Source organism: Anabaena sp. CCY 9910 (assembly GCF_963920875.1).
GTDB classification, from domain to species: Bacteria; Cyanobacteriota; Cyanobacteriia; order Cyanobacteriales; family Nostocaceae; genus Trichormus; species Trichormus variabilis.
Map to the genome: position 1 here is coordinate 1 of NZ_CAWUDJ010000015.1, position 15,408 is coordinate 15,408.

Annotated in this window: 15 protein-coding genes and 1 pseudogene; 10 read left to right on the plus strand and 6 right to left on the minus strand. The window is 42.1% G+C overall.

Annotated elements, in window-relative coordinates; genetic code table 11:
* Positions 1 to 130: 130 nt before the first annotated feature.
* From ACM5QX_RS13285 to ACM5QX_RS13300, 4 genes are all read left to right on the plus strand, one after another.
* The gene (locus tag ACM5QX_RS13285) at positions 131 to 592 is read left to right on the plus strand and encodes a GNAT family N-acetyltransferase (protein ID WP_414753926.1); all 462 of its coding nucleotides are present in this window, start codon (positions 131 to 133) and stop codon (positions 590 to 592) included.
* A 31-nt stretch (positions 593 to 623) separates the two neighbouring features.
* Positions 624 to 851, plus strand: coding sequence for a ferredoxin family protein (locus tag ACM5QX_RS13290; RefSeq protein ID WP_053455107.1), 228 nt, complete (start codon positions 624 to 626; stop codon positions 849 to 851).
* Between the two features lie 79 nt (positions 852 to 930).
* The gene (locus ACM5QX_RS13295) at positions 931 to 1,893 is read left to right on the plus strand and encodes a HEAT repeat domain-containing protein (protein ID WP_414753927.1); all 963 of its coding nucleotides are present in this window, start codon (positions 931 to 933) and stop codon (positions 1,891 to 1,893) included.
* 95 nt (positions 1,894 to 1,988) lie between these two features.
* Positions 1,989 to 2,999 (plus strand): P-loop NTPase, encoded by a 1,011-nt coding sequence (locus ACM5QX_RS13300; protein WP_414753928.1) that lies wholly within the window; start codon positions 1,989 to 1,991, stop codon positions 2,997 to 2,999.
* Position 3,000: 1 nt separating this feature from the next.
* Here ACM5QX_RS13300 and ACM5QX_RS13305 read toward each other — a convergent pair whose 3' ends face one another.
* The 6 genes from ACM5QX_RS13305 to ACM5QX_RS13330 form a co-directional block, all read right to left on the minus strand.
* Positions 3,001 to 3,900, minus strand: coding sequence for a DUF1932 domain-containing protein (locus ACM5QX_RS13305; RefSeq protein ID WP_414753929.1), 900 nt, complete (start codon positions 3,898 to 3,900; stop codon positions 3,001 to 3,003).
* 162 nt (positions 3,901 to 4,062) lie between these two features.
* Positions 4,063 to 5,142, minus strand: coding sequence for a homoserine O-acetyltransferase MetX (gene metX, locus ACM5QX_RS13310; protein ID WP_414753930.1), 1,080 nt, complete (start codon positions 5,140 to 5,142; stop codon positions 4,063 to 4,065).
* 64 nt (positions 5,143 to 5,206) lie between these two features.
* Positions 5,207 to 6,511 (minus strand): O-acetylhomoserine aminocarboxypropyltransferase/cysteine synthase family protein, encoded by a 1,305-nt coding sequence (locus ACM5QX_RS13315; RefSeq protein ID WP_414753931.1) that lies wholly within the window; start codon positions 6,509 to 6,511, stop codon positions 5,207 to 5,209.
* 377 nt (positions 6,512 to 6,888) lie between these two features.
* A complete protein-coding gene (locus ACM5QX_RS13320; RefSeq protein ID WP_414753932.1) occupies positions 6,889 to 8,073 on the minus strand; it encodes a YeeE/YedE family protein in 1,185 nt (394 codons plus the stop codon).
* A 108-nt stretch (positions 8,074 to 8,181) separates the two neighbouring features.
* On the minus strand, positions 8,182 to 8,352 hold the full coding sequence (locus ACM5QX_RS13325) for a hypothetical protein (protein ID WP_185478725.1): 171 nt from the start codon (positions 8,350 to 8,352) through the stop codon (positions 8,182 to 8,184).
* A 134-nt stretch (positions 8,353 to 8,486) separates the two neighbouring features.
* The gene (locus ACM5QX_RS13330) at positions 8,487 to 9,452 is read right to left on the minus strand and encodes a sulfurtransferase (protein WP_414753933.1); all 966 of its coding nucleotides are present in this window, start codon (positions 9,450 to 9,452) and stop codon (positions 8,487 to 8,489) included.
* Between the two features lie 161 nt (positions 9,453 to 9,613).
* Here ACM5QX_RS13330 and ACM5QX_RS13335 point away from each other — a divergent pair.
* The 6 genes and pseudogenes from ACM5QX_RS13335 to ACM5QX_RS13360 form a co-directional block, all read left to right on the plus strand.
* A pseudogene (locus ACM5QX_RS13335) lies at positions 9,614 to 9,796 on the plus strand (transposase); the annotation flags it as partial.
* A gap of 358 nt (positions 9,797 to 10,154) precedes the next feature.
* Complete coding sequence (locus tag ACM5QX_RS13340) at positions 10,155 to 10,565, plus strand: hypothetical protein (protein ID WP_414753934.1); 411 nt, start codon at positions 10,155 to 10,157, stop codon at positions 10,563 to 10,565.
* A gap of 8 nt (positions 10,566 to 10,573) precedes the next feature.
* On the plus strand, positions 10,574 to 11,242 hold the full coding sequence (locus ACM5QX_RS13345; protein WP_414754021.1) for a dienelactone hydrolase family protein: 669 nt from the start codon (positions 10,574 to 10,576) through the stop codon (positions 11,240 to 11,242).
* 36 nt (positions 11,243 to 11,278) lie between these two features.
* Positions 11,279 to 11,422, plus strand: coding sequence for a hypothetical protein (locus tag ACM5QX_RS13350; RefSeq protein ID WP_414753935.1), 144 nt, complete (start codon positions 11,279 to 11,281; stop codon positions 11,420 to 11,422).
* 78 nt (positions 11,423 to 11,500) lie between these two features.
* Positions 11,501 to 12,070, plus strand: a complete 570-nt coding sequence (locus tag ACM5QX_RS13355) for a pentapeptide repeat-containing protein (protein WP_414753936.1) — start codon at positions 11,501 to 11,503, stop codon at positions 12,068 to 12,070.
* 205 nt (positions 12,071 to 12,275) lie between these two features.
* Entirely contained in the window at positions 12,276 to 15,191 is a 2,916-nt protein-coding gene (locus ACM5QX_RS13360; RefSeq protein WP_414753937.1) for a cation-translocating P-type ATPase, read from the plus strand.
* Positions 15,192 to 15,408: the final 217 nt, after the last annotated feature.

Below are 15,408 nucleotides of genomic sequence, written 5' to 3' on the forward strand. Positions count from 1 at the left end.
ACTTTCATCTTCTTACTTCTCCCGCCTTTTTTCTTAATTCACATTAGGCGTAATTCATAATCTGCAAGAAATTGATATAGGCTATCGCTTTATTTATACAACACTCGATAAATCGTGATAGGTAATAATTATGGTAAATAAAGTTGCTTTAGTTGAAGAAGTTACAATTAAACAAGCTAATATTAAAGATGCAGAAAGAATTACTATACTTGGTGAACAACTAGGATACTCCCTGACAATTCAACAGGTAGAGCAACGTCTGAATAAAATTCAAAATGATGCAGAACATATTGTTTATGTTGCAACTTTAGCAAATGAATATGTAATTGCTTGGGCGCACGCTCATATTTGTGATTTACTCATTATGCCAAAGCAAGCAATTCTTTTAGGCTTAGTGGTAGATAAAGATTATCGTCATCATGGAATTGGGCGTTATTTAATGCAGTATATCGAACAATGGGCTGTATTGAAAGAATGTGATGGAGTAATTTTACGTTCTAATATTATCCGCAAAGAGGCACATTTATTTTATGAAAAAATTGGTTATACCAATATCAAACAGTCTTTAGCTTTTTATAAGCAATTAGTTTAATGTCTAAATTACAAAGTTGGGGAATGATGTTATGGCTTTAATCAATCAAAGAGTAGATGTTCCTGTAATTGTTGATGAATCAAAATGTTTGGAAAAATGTACGGCTTGTATTGAGGTTTGTCCTTTAGATGTGTTGGCTAAGAATCCAGAGACGGGGAAAGCTTATATGAAATATGATGAGTGTTGGTTTTGTTTACCTTGTGAAAAGGAATGTCCTACTAATGCTATTACGGTGCAAATTCCTTTTTTGTTGCGGTAGTTATGTCGTATTAAGAAGAATGTAAGTTCACGCAGAGGCGCAGAGGCGCGGAGAGTAAGAGTTGTGGAGAGGATTTAGGATGTCTATAAGTGCTGATTCTGAATTAAATCAATGGTTGGAAATGTTGCGATCGCCTGATGTTAATGACCGCTTAGTAGCCGTTAAAACTTTACAACATCTCGGTGAAGAAGAGAGCATTGATGCTTTAATTATTGCCCTTAAAGATGACAATATTGCTGTCCAGAAAATAGCTATATCTGCCCTTTGGGAAATTGCTAATCCTGTGGCGATTCCGGCTTTAATTGAATGCTTGAGTTCGCAAGATGAAGATATTCGGACTGAAGCTGCATCAGCTTTAAATGAGTTAGTTAGTCAAGATGATTTATTACTTTTACTAGATAAACTACAAATTGATGATATCAATACACAACTGAATATTTTAGTGCTGCTGCGTAAAATTCATGATATTCAATATTTACAAGATATCTTACCATTTTTACAATCAGATCATCCCGAATTAAGAGAAGCTGCAATAACTACATTGCGATATCTCAATCAACTAGAAAAATGCCCAGAAGCTTTAGATTTAATCTTTGATGAATCAGCAGTTGTGCGACGGGCTACTGCTTTAACTCTGGGACATTTGCAAGATACAGAAGTAATTAATAAACTCAGTCAAGCACTGACTAATGATCATGACTGGCAAGTGCGGCGTAATGCGGCTAAATCTCTAGCTATTCATGCAAATCATCAGGCAATTTTCGCCTTAGAAACTGCTTTAAGTGATGAACATTGGCAAGTCAGGAAAGCAACAGCACAAGCCTTACAAAAAATTCCAGATATTCAAGTTATGCCGCAATTAATTCAAGCTTTAACAGATGAATATGCAGATGTTCGCAAAGAAGCTGTAATTGCTCTTGGTAATTTTGCTCATTCTGATGTTATTATCCCTCTGCAACAAGCTTTGGATGACCCTGATAGGGAGGTTGCTATTCAAGCACAACGAGCGATTAACAAGATACAAACAGATATTGTTTTTTAACGCAGAGTCACGCTAAGTAAACGCGGAGAAACGCAGAGTGTTTTTAAAGTTAGTATGCTATGGTTTCATGAAACTTTTCAAGAGGTTTGGCAATAATGGTGCAAGCAGAAGTTCATTCTTATCAGCAAGAAGTCGTCAAACTACTTAAACAAGTCATCGAACCAGTTTTAAACAATGATATTGTTAGTTTGGGAATGGTGCGGAATCTCCGCATAGTTGAGCAATATGTTTACTTGCGTTTATATATTGGTTCTCATCAACAGCAATTAAAAACAGAAGTTGAAGCTAAATTAGCATCTTTATCTTGGTGTAAAAAGACTTATATTCAAATTTGTACAATTCCTGGGGTGAAAATCACTCTGGGAATTTCTAGTGGTAAAGGTGGTGTTGGTAAATCAACTACTGCTGTAAATTTAGCTGCCGCTTTAAGTTTACAAGGGGCAAAAGTTGGGCTATTGGATGCAGATGTTTATGGGCCGAATGTGCCGCAAATGCTGGGTTTAGGACAAGCTGATGTTGAGGTAATTCAGACTCCTACAGGTGATAAGTTTTTACCTTTAGAAGTGCAAGGAATTAAATTAATGTCGGTGGGTTTACTGGCAGAAAAAAATCGTCCTTTGGCTTGGCGGGGGCCTGTACTGCACAAAATTATTACCCAATTTATTAATGATGTGGAATGGGGAGAATTAGATTATTTATTAATAGATTTACCCCCAGGTACGGGTGATGCTCAAATTACGATTATTCAAGAAAGTCCTATTTGTGGGGTGATTTTAGTGACAACTCCGCAGCAAGTAGCTGTTGCAGATGTGCGACGTAATATATATATGTTCCGCCAAGTCGGTGTGCCTGTGCTGGGGATTGTGGAAAATATGAGTTACTTAACTTGTGGGGATTGTGGTTCACGCACCTATATTTTTGGTAGTGGTGGCGGTGAACAACTTGCAACGGAATTACAAGCACCACTGTTAGGACAAATCCCTATCGATTCGCGCATTTGTAGTGGTGGTGATAGCGGAAATCCCATCGCCATTAGTGAACAAGCTTCCCCCGCTAGTGAGGTTTTTAGAAAAATTGCGATCGCCATAGGTTTAAGCTTCCCTTAGCCTAGACATTTTGGGCTGACGAACTAATAGTTTCATCAGAAAGAGTAGTGATGATGTCTTTCAATCGGCGATCGCGATCGCTTTCTTCTGGTGTTTCCTTACCTAAAGAGGTATCTTTTACTAAGCGATAAATATCGGCTGCTCCGTAGAAAATCTGCTCAGTCAGACCTAACTCTTTGAAAGTTTCTGCAATCTCTTCCATTTCCCCTACCCAACGATGTGCCTTTGGTGTCATAGATGGAATGGAACGTAGTAATATACCAGCAAGTGCAGGTTGGCTATTAGTTACTTCGTTCCATAGTTGCTCATCCAAGCCTAAACGATGGGCAGCAATGAGTAATTCTGTAGCAATTGCTGTCAATCCTTTTGTTAAAGCTGCGTAAGACATCTTTAACCCAGAAGCTTGACCTATTTCATCACTGATGACTCGGATATCCAATCCATAATTACTCAGTTGTTGAAATTCTACGGCTTGTTTACCAGAAGCATATATGCGAGTACTACCGGGAACTCTGGGAGGCGGGCCGATGATGGAAGCATCTACAAATGTTGCACCTGATGATTCGATGATTTGGGCAATACTTTTGACTTTTGCGGGTGCGACTGCATTAGCATCAACATAGAGAATTTGTTTCCCTACATTACTTATGACTTCAGCCACTTGCTGGGCTACTTCTGCGGCGGCTGCGGGGACTAAAACTGATAACACCACATCAGATTCTATTACCAATTGTGTAAGAGAACCCACATCTTGAATATTAGCGGCGGCTGCTAATCGCTGAGTTCGTTGAGTGCGATGATCTAGAGCAGCTATTGTCCTCAGCCCATTTTGATTGAGAACAGATGCTATGGCCTGCCCCATATCACCTGGACTTAAAATACCAACAGTTTTGATTTGCATGGAAAGCCTAACTTTACCTTGACTCAGCTTTTAATTGGCTGATTTTGGTGATTGAGTTCGTTACAAAACTACTGTAAATTGATGGAATTGCCGTATTTAGCTTACATAGAAAGCTATCATAAATCGTTGCCAAAAAGCAAGCTACCCTATGATGGCTCTGAGCTAGGTTTTCACATCAAAGAAGGTTTTTAAACTTAAAGATTGTCGAAAGTTAATCACTAGCTGACTGAGGGTGGCTATATCAATTAAAAAAGCATCGTGACCATAACTGGATTGTAGCCAACCTAGTTGAGCATCAGGAATGAAATCTGCGAGTTCTTGTTGTTCTGTCGGCGGATAAAGAATATCAGAATCAATAGCCACAACTAAAGCAGGTTGTTTAATGCTTCGCAAAACAGATTTATAGTCTCGACCTTGAGCAACATCATGGCTATCCATTGCTTTGGTGAGAGTGATGTAAGTGTTAGCATCAAATCTCTGCACTAGCTTTTGACCATGATGTTGGAGATAGCTAGCGATCGCAAATTGATCAGCCGTTACATCATATTGTCTTCCAAAACGTGCTGTAAAGCTTTGCCAAGAACGATAAGCACTCATCGCCATCATCCGCGCTACCGCTAATCCTTGGCTCGGTGGCTGTTCTAGTGTGTAGTTACCCCCTTTCCAGTTGGGATCAGCATAGATAGCTTGTCTTTGAGCTTCACTCAAGCCAATACACCAAGCTGAATGTCTACCGGAAGTAGCAATGGGTGCGATCGCTTGTACAATTTCTGGATATAATAAAGCCCACTCTAGTACCTGCATCCCACCCAGTGAGCCACCAATAACTAACTGTAAAGATTTAACTCCCAAATGTTGAATTAGTGCAGCTTGTAAGCGCACCATATCCCGAATCGTAATTGCTGGAAATGATGCACCGTAAGGGATTCCAGTTTGGGGATTGATGCTTGTTGCTCCTGTTGTACCGTAGCAACTGCCCAAAATATTACTACATATAATAAAATCGCGATCGCTATCTAGTGCTTTGTTTGCACCCAACAAACCTTCCCACCATTCGTCAGCATCAGCAGAACCAGTTAAAGCATGACAAATCAGTACTCCATTATCACCTGCTGAGTTTAACTTTCCCCAAGTCCGATAGGCGACCTGAACCCCAGTTAAAACCCCGCCGCCTTCTAACTCAAATGGCACTGGTAAATGATAATACTCAGTTTGTTCTGAAATGAAGTCCTGATAATTCATCTAATACTAACTAGGTGGGAAGTTGTTGCAGAGGGGTTATTGACCAATGACCAATGACCAATGACTATTGACTAATCTTCTGAAATGCTTGCCCAAAATCTTCTTTAATATCGTCGATGTGTTCAATTCCCACAGATACACGCACCAAATCAGGTGTGACACCGGCGGAAATTTGTTCTGTATCACTTAACTGTTGATGGGTTGTGGAAGCAGGATGAATGACAAGGGTTTTAGCATCACCCACGTTTGCTAAGTGACTTGCCAATTTAACATGATTAATAAAGGTTTTACCTGCTTCTAGCCCCCCTTTGATGCCAAAATTTAATACCCCACCAAATCCGTGTCTCAGATATTTTTTGGCTCGTTCATGATAGGGGTGATGGGGAAGTCCGGGATAATTTACCCATGCTACTTGGGGTTGTTGTTCTAGCCACTGGGCTAATTCTAAGGCGTTGGAGACATGGCGATCTACACGCAAAGAAAGTGTTTCTAATCCTTGCAATAGTAAAAATGCGTTAAATGGACTTAAGGAAGGGCCGAAATCTCTTAATCCTTCTACTCTGGCGCGAATAATAAAGGCAATATTCCCAAAGGAACTACCTACACCAAATACCTCTTGAAAATTCAGCCCATGATAACCAGGTGATGGTTCAGTAAATATGGGAAATTTGCCGTTACCCCAGTTAAATTTACCAGAATCGACAATTACGCCACCGATAGAAGTGCCGTGACCACCAATCCATTTAGTTGCAGACTCAACTACAATATCTGCACCGTGTTCAATTGGTCGAGCCAAATAGCCCCCAGCCCCAAAGGTATTATCAACAATCAGGGGAATACCATGTTCATGGGCTATATGGGCTAATGCCGCAAAGTCGGGAATATTGAATTGGGGATTGCCAATAGTTTCCACATACAATGCTTTTGTGCGATCGTCGATCGCCTGACGAAAAGTTTCTACATCATCGCCTTCGACAAATTTGACATTTATTCCCAAACGTGGTAAAGAAACTTTAAATTGGTTATAGGTTCCCCCGTATAAAAAACTGGTGGAAACAATATTATCTCCAGCTTGAGCGATCGTGCTGATAGCTAAGAATTGCGCCGCTTGACCGCTAGAAGTGGCTAATGCTGCCACACCCCCTTCTAAAGCTGCAATACGCTTTTCAAACACGTCTGTTGTCGGATTCATTATCCTTGTGTAAATGTTGCCGAACTCTTGCAGAGCAAACAATCGCGCTCCATGATCGGCATCATCAAAAACGTATGAAGTTGTTTGATAAATCGGTACAGCACGGGCATTAGTTCCTAAAGCTGGTTCTTGCCCAGCATGGACTTGCAAAGTTTCAAAACGGTATTTTTCAGACATATAAAATTACTGTTAGGCAATATATTTCTGCAAACAAGCATAAGTCGATAGACTTATAGTATTTTAGCATCCAAAATTGTCAGACTGTTAACTTTCATCTGTCAACAGTCCATAAACTAAAATAATTCTGAGCGTCAACTTTGCAAGGTTAATAACAGCAAAAAAATCTCTTTCTCCCCCCTGCTTGCCTTAGAGGATGTTTGAAAAGTATCATTATTAACGCCAAAATCTTAAAAACCTAACCCCTTGAGCCTCCCCTTCCCTACAAGGGAATGGGGTTTTCAAAGCCTCTCTCCGTGGCGGGGAGAGGTTTGGGGAGAGGTTTGGAGAGGGGTTTCTAGTATACTTTTCGACTTTTCAAACACTCTCTTAGTCTCTTAATTTGGCAAACTGAACAGAGGACGCAGTTTAATACCAATTGCCGTTCCTAATAAAGCGCAAACAATCCAAACCCAACCATGTATGCTAGTGGAAGCAATACCACTAAAAAAGGCACTGACATTACACCCAAAAGCTGTAAAAGCACCATAACCCATAATTAATCCACCAATCACCGTAGCAAGAATTTTTGATGGGCTAACTTGAGTTTGTGGTGTGAGTTTTCCTGCTAAGGCTGCTGCTAATAATGCACCTAAGATAATACCTAGATTCATCACGGAGGTGACATCTGCAAACACACTATTTGATAATGCTGTATCGCCATCCCAAAATTTACTCGTGGAGGAATTCCAGCCGAATGTGGTGGCGATTTTGGCTGTCCATAGAGCAAACCCCCAGGTAATTCGCCAAGGTTCGCCAGAAATAAGCAGGGTTAACCAATTAAGTACAGCTAAGGCGATCGCACCTGTAAATACTGACCAAGAGCCAAATAAAAATCCTGAGCGTGTGGGTGAGGGATGTTCTGCTGATTTGCTGTTTTTACTCCACAACCAAAGCCCCCCAGCTAACAGCAACAATATACCCAACTGTAAGACTACTGCACCTGTCCAACCGAGAGTTTCACCTAAAACAATTGGTTCGGCTTTTGGCAAACCAGCCCAAAGATATCTAGTCAAACTAGCCCAGAATGCGCCTAGACAAAAAGTGATCAGGGTAATGAGCATAGTGTAACTACCTCCGCCAATGGTGTAGAGTGTACCGCAACCACAAGCTCCACCTAATTGCATTCCGATTCCAAAGATGAATGCACCAATCGCCCCTGATACACTCACAGGTGCGATCGCTCCTGCTACTTCTTGACCGAAAGCCTTACCAGCAGCTAATACTGGCGCAAATAACACAGTAGCGATCGCTAGCATTAACAACTGAGCATATATTCCCCGCACATCTCTATTCAACAGCAGTTTGCGATAAGCAGAGGCAAAGCCAAAACTAGAACTATACAGGCTCACACCCAACAAACCACCGATGAGGAATAATACACTTTGTCGCCAGCCATATTTACTCAATAAAACAGATCCGACTGTAAAGATAAATAATGCGATCGCCACAACTAATTTTTGTGGTCTGGGAGGTAATAACTGAGATTTAGATGTCAACGTATTCTCAACCCCATTACTCATAATTTAGTCTTGCCAGATATAACTTGCTTTTAGTCAGGTAAGCAGGAAAACCCAACACCTGTTTAAGTGTTGGGTTATTTCTTGAAGCTTCTGTCTTATGGAAATAAATTAAGCTCTAGAACTATCTTTTTTGTCATCGGTTGTTTGACCGTCTTTACTCCTTCTACAAGCTACTAAACTGTCTTGATCTGAATTATTAGCAGCTTGGCTGGCTTGGACTGTGTTCACTACACCAAAAGTAGTTAGTAACACAGCAAAAAATAGCATTGCAAATTTCATCTTTTTATCCTCTTACTTGAAAATGGGGGTATAGGTGTAGGAGAAATACATTTTCATGTTTGGTTGTGGGATTTTCTCATGAGTAGCTTTCTTGAACAGGAAATTTCCACGAATATCCAATATCCCACGTCCATCTAGCTTACCTGTTCTGGGCCAGTGGCAACAGGTAAGTCTGATTGAGTGCTGTACTCAGTCCAAGAACCTTCATAAACTCTAACTTTGGGATAACCCAGCAAATGTTTTAATACCACATATTGCAGAGTTGCTTCCCGTCCTGTACTGCAAGTAACAATGATGTTATCAGCAGGAGTAATTTTCTTGTCAGCTAGGATTTGTTTGATTTCATCTAAAGATTTTAGTTTGTGGGGGTTTTGAGCATCTGTAAAAGTAGGCCAAGGAATATTTCGCGCCCCTGGAATATGTCCATTTCGTACCCAAAGATTTTCCTTTCCTTGGAATAAATCTGCTGGTCTGGGGTCGATGAATGTAACGCCTTTTTTCCCAATCAGTTTTCTGACTTCACTTAACGAGACACGCACAGCAGGATTATCTTTAACTATAAATCGACCTACTTTGTATTTAGGAAATTCCTTTGTTACTGTTGCCGATGCAGCCGCGTAACCTTTGTAGCCACCATCCAATACAGCTATATCCTGCACTCCAGAACGTTCTAGCAAATAAGCTACCATCGTTGCCCCTAGTACATCTCTGCCATCAGAGTAAACAAGGACACGATTATTATTTGTGACTCCTGAATTAGCAAATATTTGTCCTAATTTTTGATTGTCCCAATATTGTACTGGTAGACCTTCTCTTGGGCCGCGAAAGGCTGTATCGGCAATATTAACTGCTTGAGGTAAGTGTCCATCGATATAGTCTAAAGGTAAATTTCGGACATCCAAAATTCTCAGATTAGGATCTTTGACATTCTCGGCCACCCAGTTAGGAGCAACGAACTGGATCTTAGTACTAGTCGCAGCTCCCCTGGCTGGTAAATGCAACATGGGAGTGAGTAACAAAAAAGCGCAAATTGCTACTCCTAGAGCAAGTAGTTTGTTTTTCTTAAACTTTGCCCAAGAAAATTTCCGTATCTTCATCATGGTTTTTAGCTGTTTACATCTTCCTACTGAAACTTGCCAGATTTAAGTCACATCTAGCAGCAGATAAATTGCTCTAGGTATATAATCTACTATAAATTGGGCGATAAACAGTATTTTGTGTTCATTAATATAAATATTTCATATACAGAGGCGGAATACAAGTGCTGCGACCCCATGAATACAAGGGCTTTGTTTTGTTACCTAAACGTTGGGTTGTGGAATCTACTTTTGCTTGGCTCACTGGTTGTTAGCTTTGGAACAAAGACTACTAGCTATTGCCTCAAATCTCAGAGACTTTGATCTATCTTGCTATGATTCGTATTATGGTACGACGTTTGGCATAAAATCGTACATTTCATAACTTTTCAAACACTCTCTAATAGATAAATTTGCACCTTTAAATAGCTCTTTTTCTGATGATTGAGGATCATAGATATCTAGTTGCAGAATATAAACTTGAGCAGGATGTGGTATTAAATGAACTGTTTTTTCATTGATTACTGGTTGTCCAATTCCATTTTTGCGAGGTAAACATGATTGAATTATGTGAGTTCAAGTTCCAAACAATTCCTCACATATTCCTCACATTTTGTTGATAACCTCAAAGTAGATTTCACCTTCCCAACAGCAACATGGCAAAAGGTGAAATACTGCGTTTATTAATCAAACTCCAAGAGAAATAGAGAATATTGGAGAAAAAGTATGCTCAATGTTGTGCGTTGCAGTCAAATTATCGGTTGGATAGCAATAGATCGCTCAACAGCTAATAGTTTGGGTGAGTTAGAAGAAGTTTGGTTAGATGATTCTGGGCGTATTGCCTATTTTTCTGGCAAAGAAACTTATTTACCAGTAGAAGGAATTGCTGGCACAGCTAACCCTGATTTAGCTGCCGCAGTTGCCCAGAAACTCAACATTCCTTTGGGTAAATCTCTGGTTGAACGCTTTCTAGATAGTGTAGATCGGATTGTATGCGTAATGATGCCAAAAAATTTGGATGCGTTGGCGAAGCCCGCCGCAGGCATCGCTCTGTGGTATGAGGATTTTCGGCAAAAAACCCACGCAGAAGTATGTGAACTCTTGACAAGGCAAAAATTAACTACAAGTAATTCGTAATACCCATGATGGATAGGACATTAGCACACCAACCCCAAGAATATGCGGTGTCAGTATCAGTCGGTGAAGTAAAGCTCAAAGGTAATTTAGTGATTCCCAACGGTGCTACAGGCATAGTGTTATTTGCTCATGGTAGTGGTAGCAGCCGTTATAGTCCCCGCAATCGCTATGTTGCCGAAGTTTTACAACAGGCGGGACTGGCAACTTTATTAATTGATTTGCTCACGCAGGAAGAAGAAGAAATTGACCTGCGAACAAGACATTTGCGCTTTGATATTGGTTTGTTAGCCTCACGATTAGTTGGGGCTACAGATTGGCTGACACATAACCCAGATACTCAACATCTGAAAGTAGGCTACTTTGGTGCTAGTACAGGCGGCGGTGCAGCCCTCGTCGCCGCCGCAGAACGCCCAGAAACAGTGCAGGCTATTGTTTCTCGTGGTGGAAGACCAGATTTAGCTCCTTCAGCCTTACCTCATGTCAAAGCGCCAACATTGTTGATTGTTGGTGGGTACGATCTGCCAGTAATAGCAATGAATGAAGATGCTCTAGAGCAATTACAAACATCAAAACGCTTAGTAATTATCCCCCGTGCCAGCCACTTATTTGAAGAACCAGGCGCATTAACCGCAGTCGCGCAACTAGCGAGTGAATGGTTTATGCACTATCTCAGGTAGATAGGATTGGGGTAGAGGTGTAGGAGGTAGGAGTTTATGGATATAGTCAAGGGTCGTATCGGTCTTGAGGATAAATTTCTGTACGCTGGGAAATGTACTGGCACACATCTGCATTTGAAAGTCCCACCTGGGGTAGTTGACCCTCGTGTTGCAGTATCTTACAAACAGAAAATCCCCTAACAGCTTTGGATGCTGACGAAAGATTGTTACTACAGCAGCATCAATAAAAAACTCAAGTTTCACTAAAACTATAAGAATATGGACATTAAAGAACTTCTCAATCGATATGCAGCTGGAGAACGAAACTTCCAAGGCATCATATTACCAAAAGCAGACCTACAGGGTGTTAACTTGGGGGGTGTAGACTTTGGTAGATCTGATCTACAGGGAGCTAACCTAGCCAAAGCCTCCATGAATGGAGCTAATCTGTGTCAAGCAAATCTTCAAGGTGCAAACCTAGAACACGCAAATTTATCTGAAGTTATTTTTAGTGGAGCTAATTTGTGTGAAGCTACACTAACAACAGCTAACCTCAATGAATCAGACCTTAGTGGTGCATATCTTTGTGGTGCAGACTTACGTGAGGCTAGTTTGCATATGGCATTAATGAGCGCCGCAAACTTGCAGCGTGTAAACCTGAGTGATGCCAAAATGAGCGGAGTCAGGATGTGGAAAGCTGATTTGCGAGAATCTGACCTGAGTGGTGCTGATTTAAGCGAAGCAAATCTGAGTGAGGTGAACCTGACTGGGGCAAATTTAAATGCCACAGATATGAGTGAAGCCTTTTTAACTGGGACAATTATGCCTGACGGTACTATTCATAAATAACCAAATTTGGCGTTGCATCAATGCGGGATGAATTGAGACTTGTATACAAAGCAGAATATTGATTCTGCCCTTTGGGAACGCTTTGAGCGAATGCGCCTACCCTGCGGGTTCCGCGTTAGCGGGGCGTAGCCCGACAAAAATCATCCCACTAATCAGCAACGCCCCAAATTTTTATACACAAACACTACAAAATCTGGGAATTATAATGTCATTGAATCAACCAGTCTGGACATTACCCATTGCAGCAGTTTATGAGTTATTGGGAACTACTGAGAACGGCTTGACTGAATATGAGGCAACACAAAGCCTTGAGCGTTATGGTGCGAATGAACTGCCAGAAACGCCCCAGCGCCCAATGTGGCTTCGCTTTACGGATCAACTCACCCACTTTATGGCTCTATTGTTATGGGTAGCAGGAATTTTGGCATTTATTTCCCGCACTCCAGAACTGGGATGGGCAATCTGGGCTGTGATTTGGATTAATGCCGTCTTTAGTTTTTGGCAAGAGTTTCAGGCAGAACAAGCATTATCAGCACTCAAGAATGTGTTACCGATGCAGGTAAAAGTGTATCGAGATGGTCAACTCAAGCAAATACCAGCACGGGAACTGGTGCGTGGGGATGTTATGCAATTGGAAGAAGGCGATCGCATTTCGGCTGATGCGCGTCTGGTAAAGTCTGAAAGTTTCTATCTCGATGTTTCTGTGCTGACTGGTGAATCTCTGCCTGTGGCTCGCAATGCTTATCCAGTAAGGGTGAAGGAAGTTGCCTCTATTCGAGGCGGTAAGACTCTACCAGCCGGTGAACAACCTTTACAAGAACCAACTAATCTGGCGGAAATTCCCAATCTGGTGTTAGCAGGTTCAACAGTGTCATCAGGACGAGGGGTAGCTATAGTCTATGCCACAGGCGCACAAACAGAATTTGGTCATGTGGCACATCTCACAACCGTTGTGCAACGCGAACCTAGCACTTTAGAAGTGCAAGTGGCACAAGTGGTACGGGTAATTACAGCGATCGCTCTGACGATGGGAGTATTGGTATTTTTGCTGACATCTCTGTTGGTGGGGATGGAAGTGAAAGAGAGTTTTATGTTTGCGATCGGTATCATTGTCGCCTTAGTGCCGGAGGGATTATTGCCAACCGTCACATTATCATTAGCAATTGGAGTCCGGCGGATGGTACGGCGCAATGCTCTAGTGCGTCGGCTGTCGGCTGTGGAAACTTTAAGTGCTACTACGGTCATCTGTACAGACAAAACCGGCACATTGACCAAAAACGAAATGACAGTGCATTATCTCTGGATTCCCTGGCAGCCCATTGGCAATAAACTGCCGGAAACACCATTGGCTATCTCACCCACCCTGATTGAAGTCACTGGGGCAGGATACGACCCTACAGTCGGGAAAGTCCAGATGCCGGAGAATTTTGCTGCCGCCTGGAAAGTCAATTTGTTACTCACAGGGGCAGCACTTTGCTCTAATGCCCGTCTGATTCATCTGACAGCCCCTAGCCGTTGGCAAGAGATTGGTGATCCCACAGAAGCAGCTTTGTTAGTCGCTGCTGCTAAGGCTGGGCTAAATTTGGAAACCTTGCAAACACAACTGCCACGCTTGCGCGAGGTGCCATTTGATTCGCGGCGGCGAATGATGACAGTAATATTAGATTGGCGCGCCTCAAAGGTATGGACTGGTGACTTGCCGAACTTAGCTTTTACTAAAGGTGCGCCGTTAGAAGTCTTACGCCACTGCACATATATCTTAAGAAATGGCACACTTGCAGACATCAACCAAGACGACTGGAATCAAGTGGTGGCAGCCAACGATAGTTTAGCCGCCCAAGGTTTTCGGGTGCTAGGAGTGGCGGCGCGGCGTGGTGGGAGGGAGATGTTAGATTGGCGATCGCAAGACCTAGAGCAGAATTTAACCTTTATTGGTTTAGTGGCGATGTTTGATCCGCCCCGTCCAGAAGTAAGTGATGCGATCGCTGAATGCCATGCTGCCGGAATCAAGGTAAGTATGGTGACAGGTGATTATGGTTTAACGGCGGAAGCGATCGCCCGTCAAATTGGACTGGTCAACAACTCGGTACGGATAGTCACCGGTGAAGGCATGGGAAATTTATCTGACGCACAACTGCGGCAAATTGTCAAATATCGTTCTGGGTTGGTATTTGCGCGGATGTCTCCGGAACACAAGTTACGATTGGTGCAAGCCTACAAAGATATAGGTGATGTAGTTGCAGTCACAGGGGATGGAGTTAATGATGCCCCAGCCTTAAGAGCCGCTCATATAGGAGTAGCGATGGGGATGAATGGCACAGATGTAGCACGGGAAGCCGCCGATATTGTGCTTACAGATGATAACTTTGCTACCATTGTGAGCGCGATCGAGCAGGGACGCACCGTGTATCAAAACATCCGCAAATTTATGACTTATATCTTGGCATCGAATGTAGCGGAACTAGTGCCTTTTTTGCTAATGGTAGCCCTGAAAGTTCCCCCCGCCTTGGTAATTATGCAGATTCTCGCCATTGATTTAGGTACTGACTTAGTACCGGCTTTAGCCTTGGGTGCAGAAAAAGCAGAAGTTGGTACAATGCACCAACCACCTCGGAAAAAATCGCGATCGCTTCTTGACCGTTCCCTACTTTTACGCGCCTATTGTTTTCTAGGACTACTGGAAGCGATTCTGGGAATGACAGCATTCTTCCTCGTCTGGTGGAGTTACGGATATAACTTACAACAATTACAAGCCGTCACGCCCAGTATTTTATCGCACTCAGCCAACGCCGCCACCGTTGCCATATATGCTCAAGCTACAACCATGACCTTAGCTACCATTGTCGCCTGTCAGGATGGTAATGTTTTCGCTTGCCGTTCCGAACGCACTTCTATTTGGCGGCTAGGATTATTTTCCAATCCTCTGATTTGGTTAGGAATTGCGATCGAATGGATGTTAGTCATACTGATTACCAACAGCACATTCTTAAGTAGATTTTTTTCCACTGCACCCCTAGCACCTTGGCAATGGTTGCTGTTGCTAGTATGTCCGCCAATTATTTTAGGCGCAGAAGAACTAAGAAAAGCTGCTTGGCGCAGAAATCTGAGACATAGACGATAAGGTCATCTACTAAGTGTTTTGCTTCTCTCCACAAGGCACATTTAGAAGAAGTTTTTGCCCAAGCACCTGCATTACTCAAAGTTTCGCTTAAACCATTTCAGCCATACACTTGTCAATCTTCAGAATTAAAAACATCTCTGTTTTTTTATTCTTAACATTGGTAGATATTTATTATGTTCAACCCAAGTGAATATACTTCTAGTATAGGCAAATACAT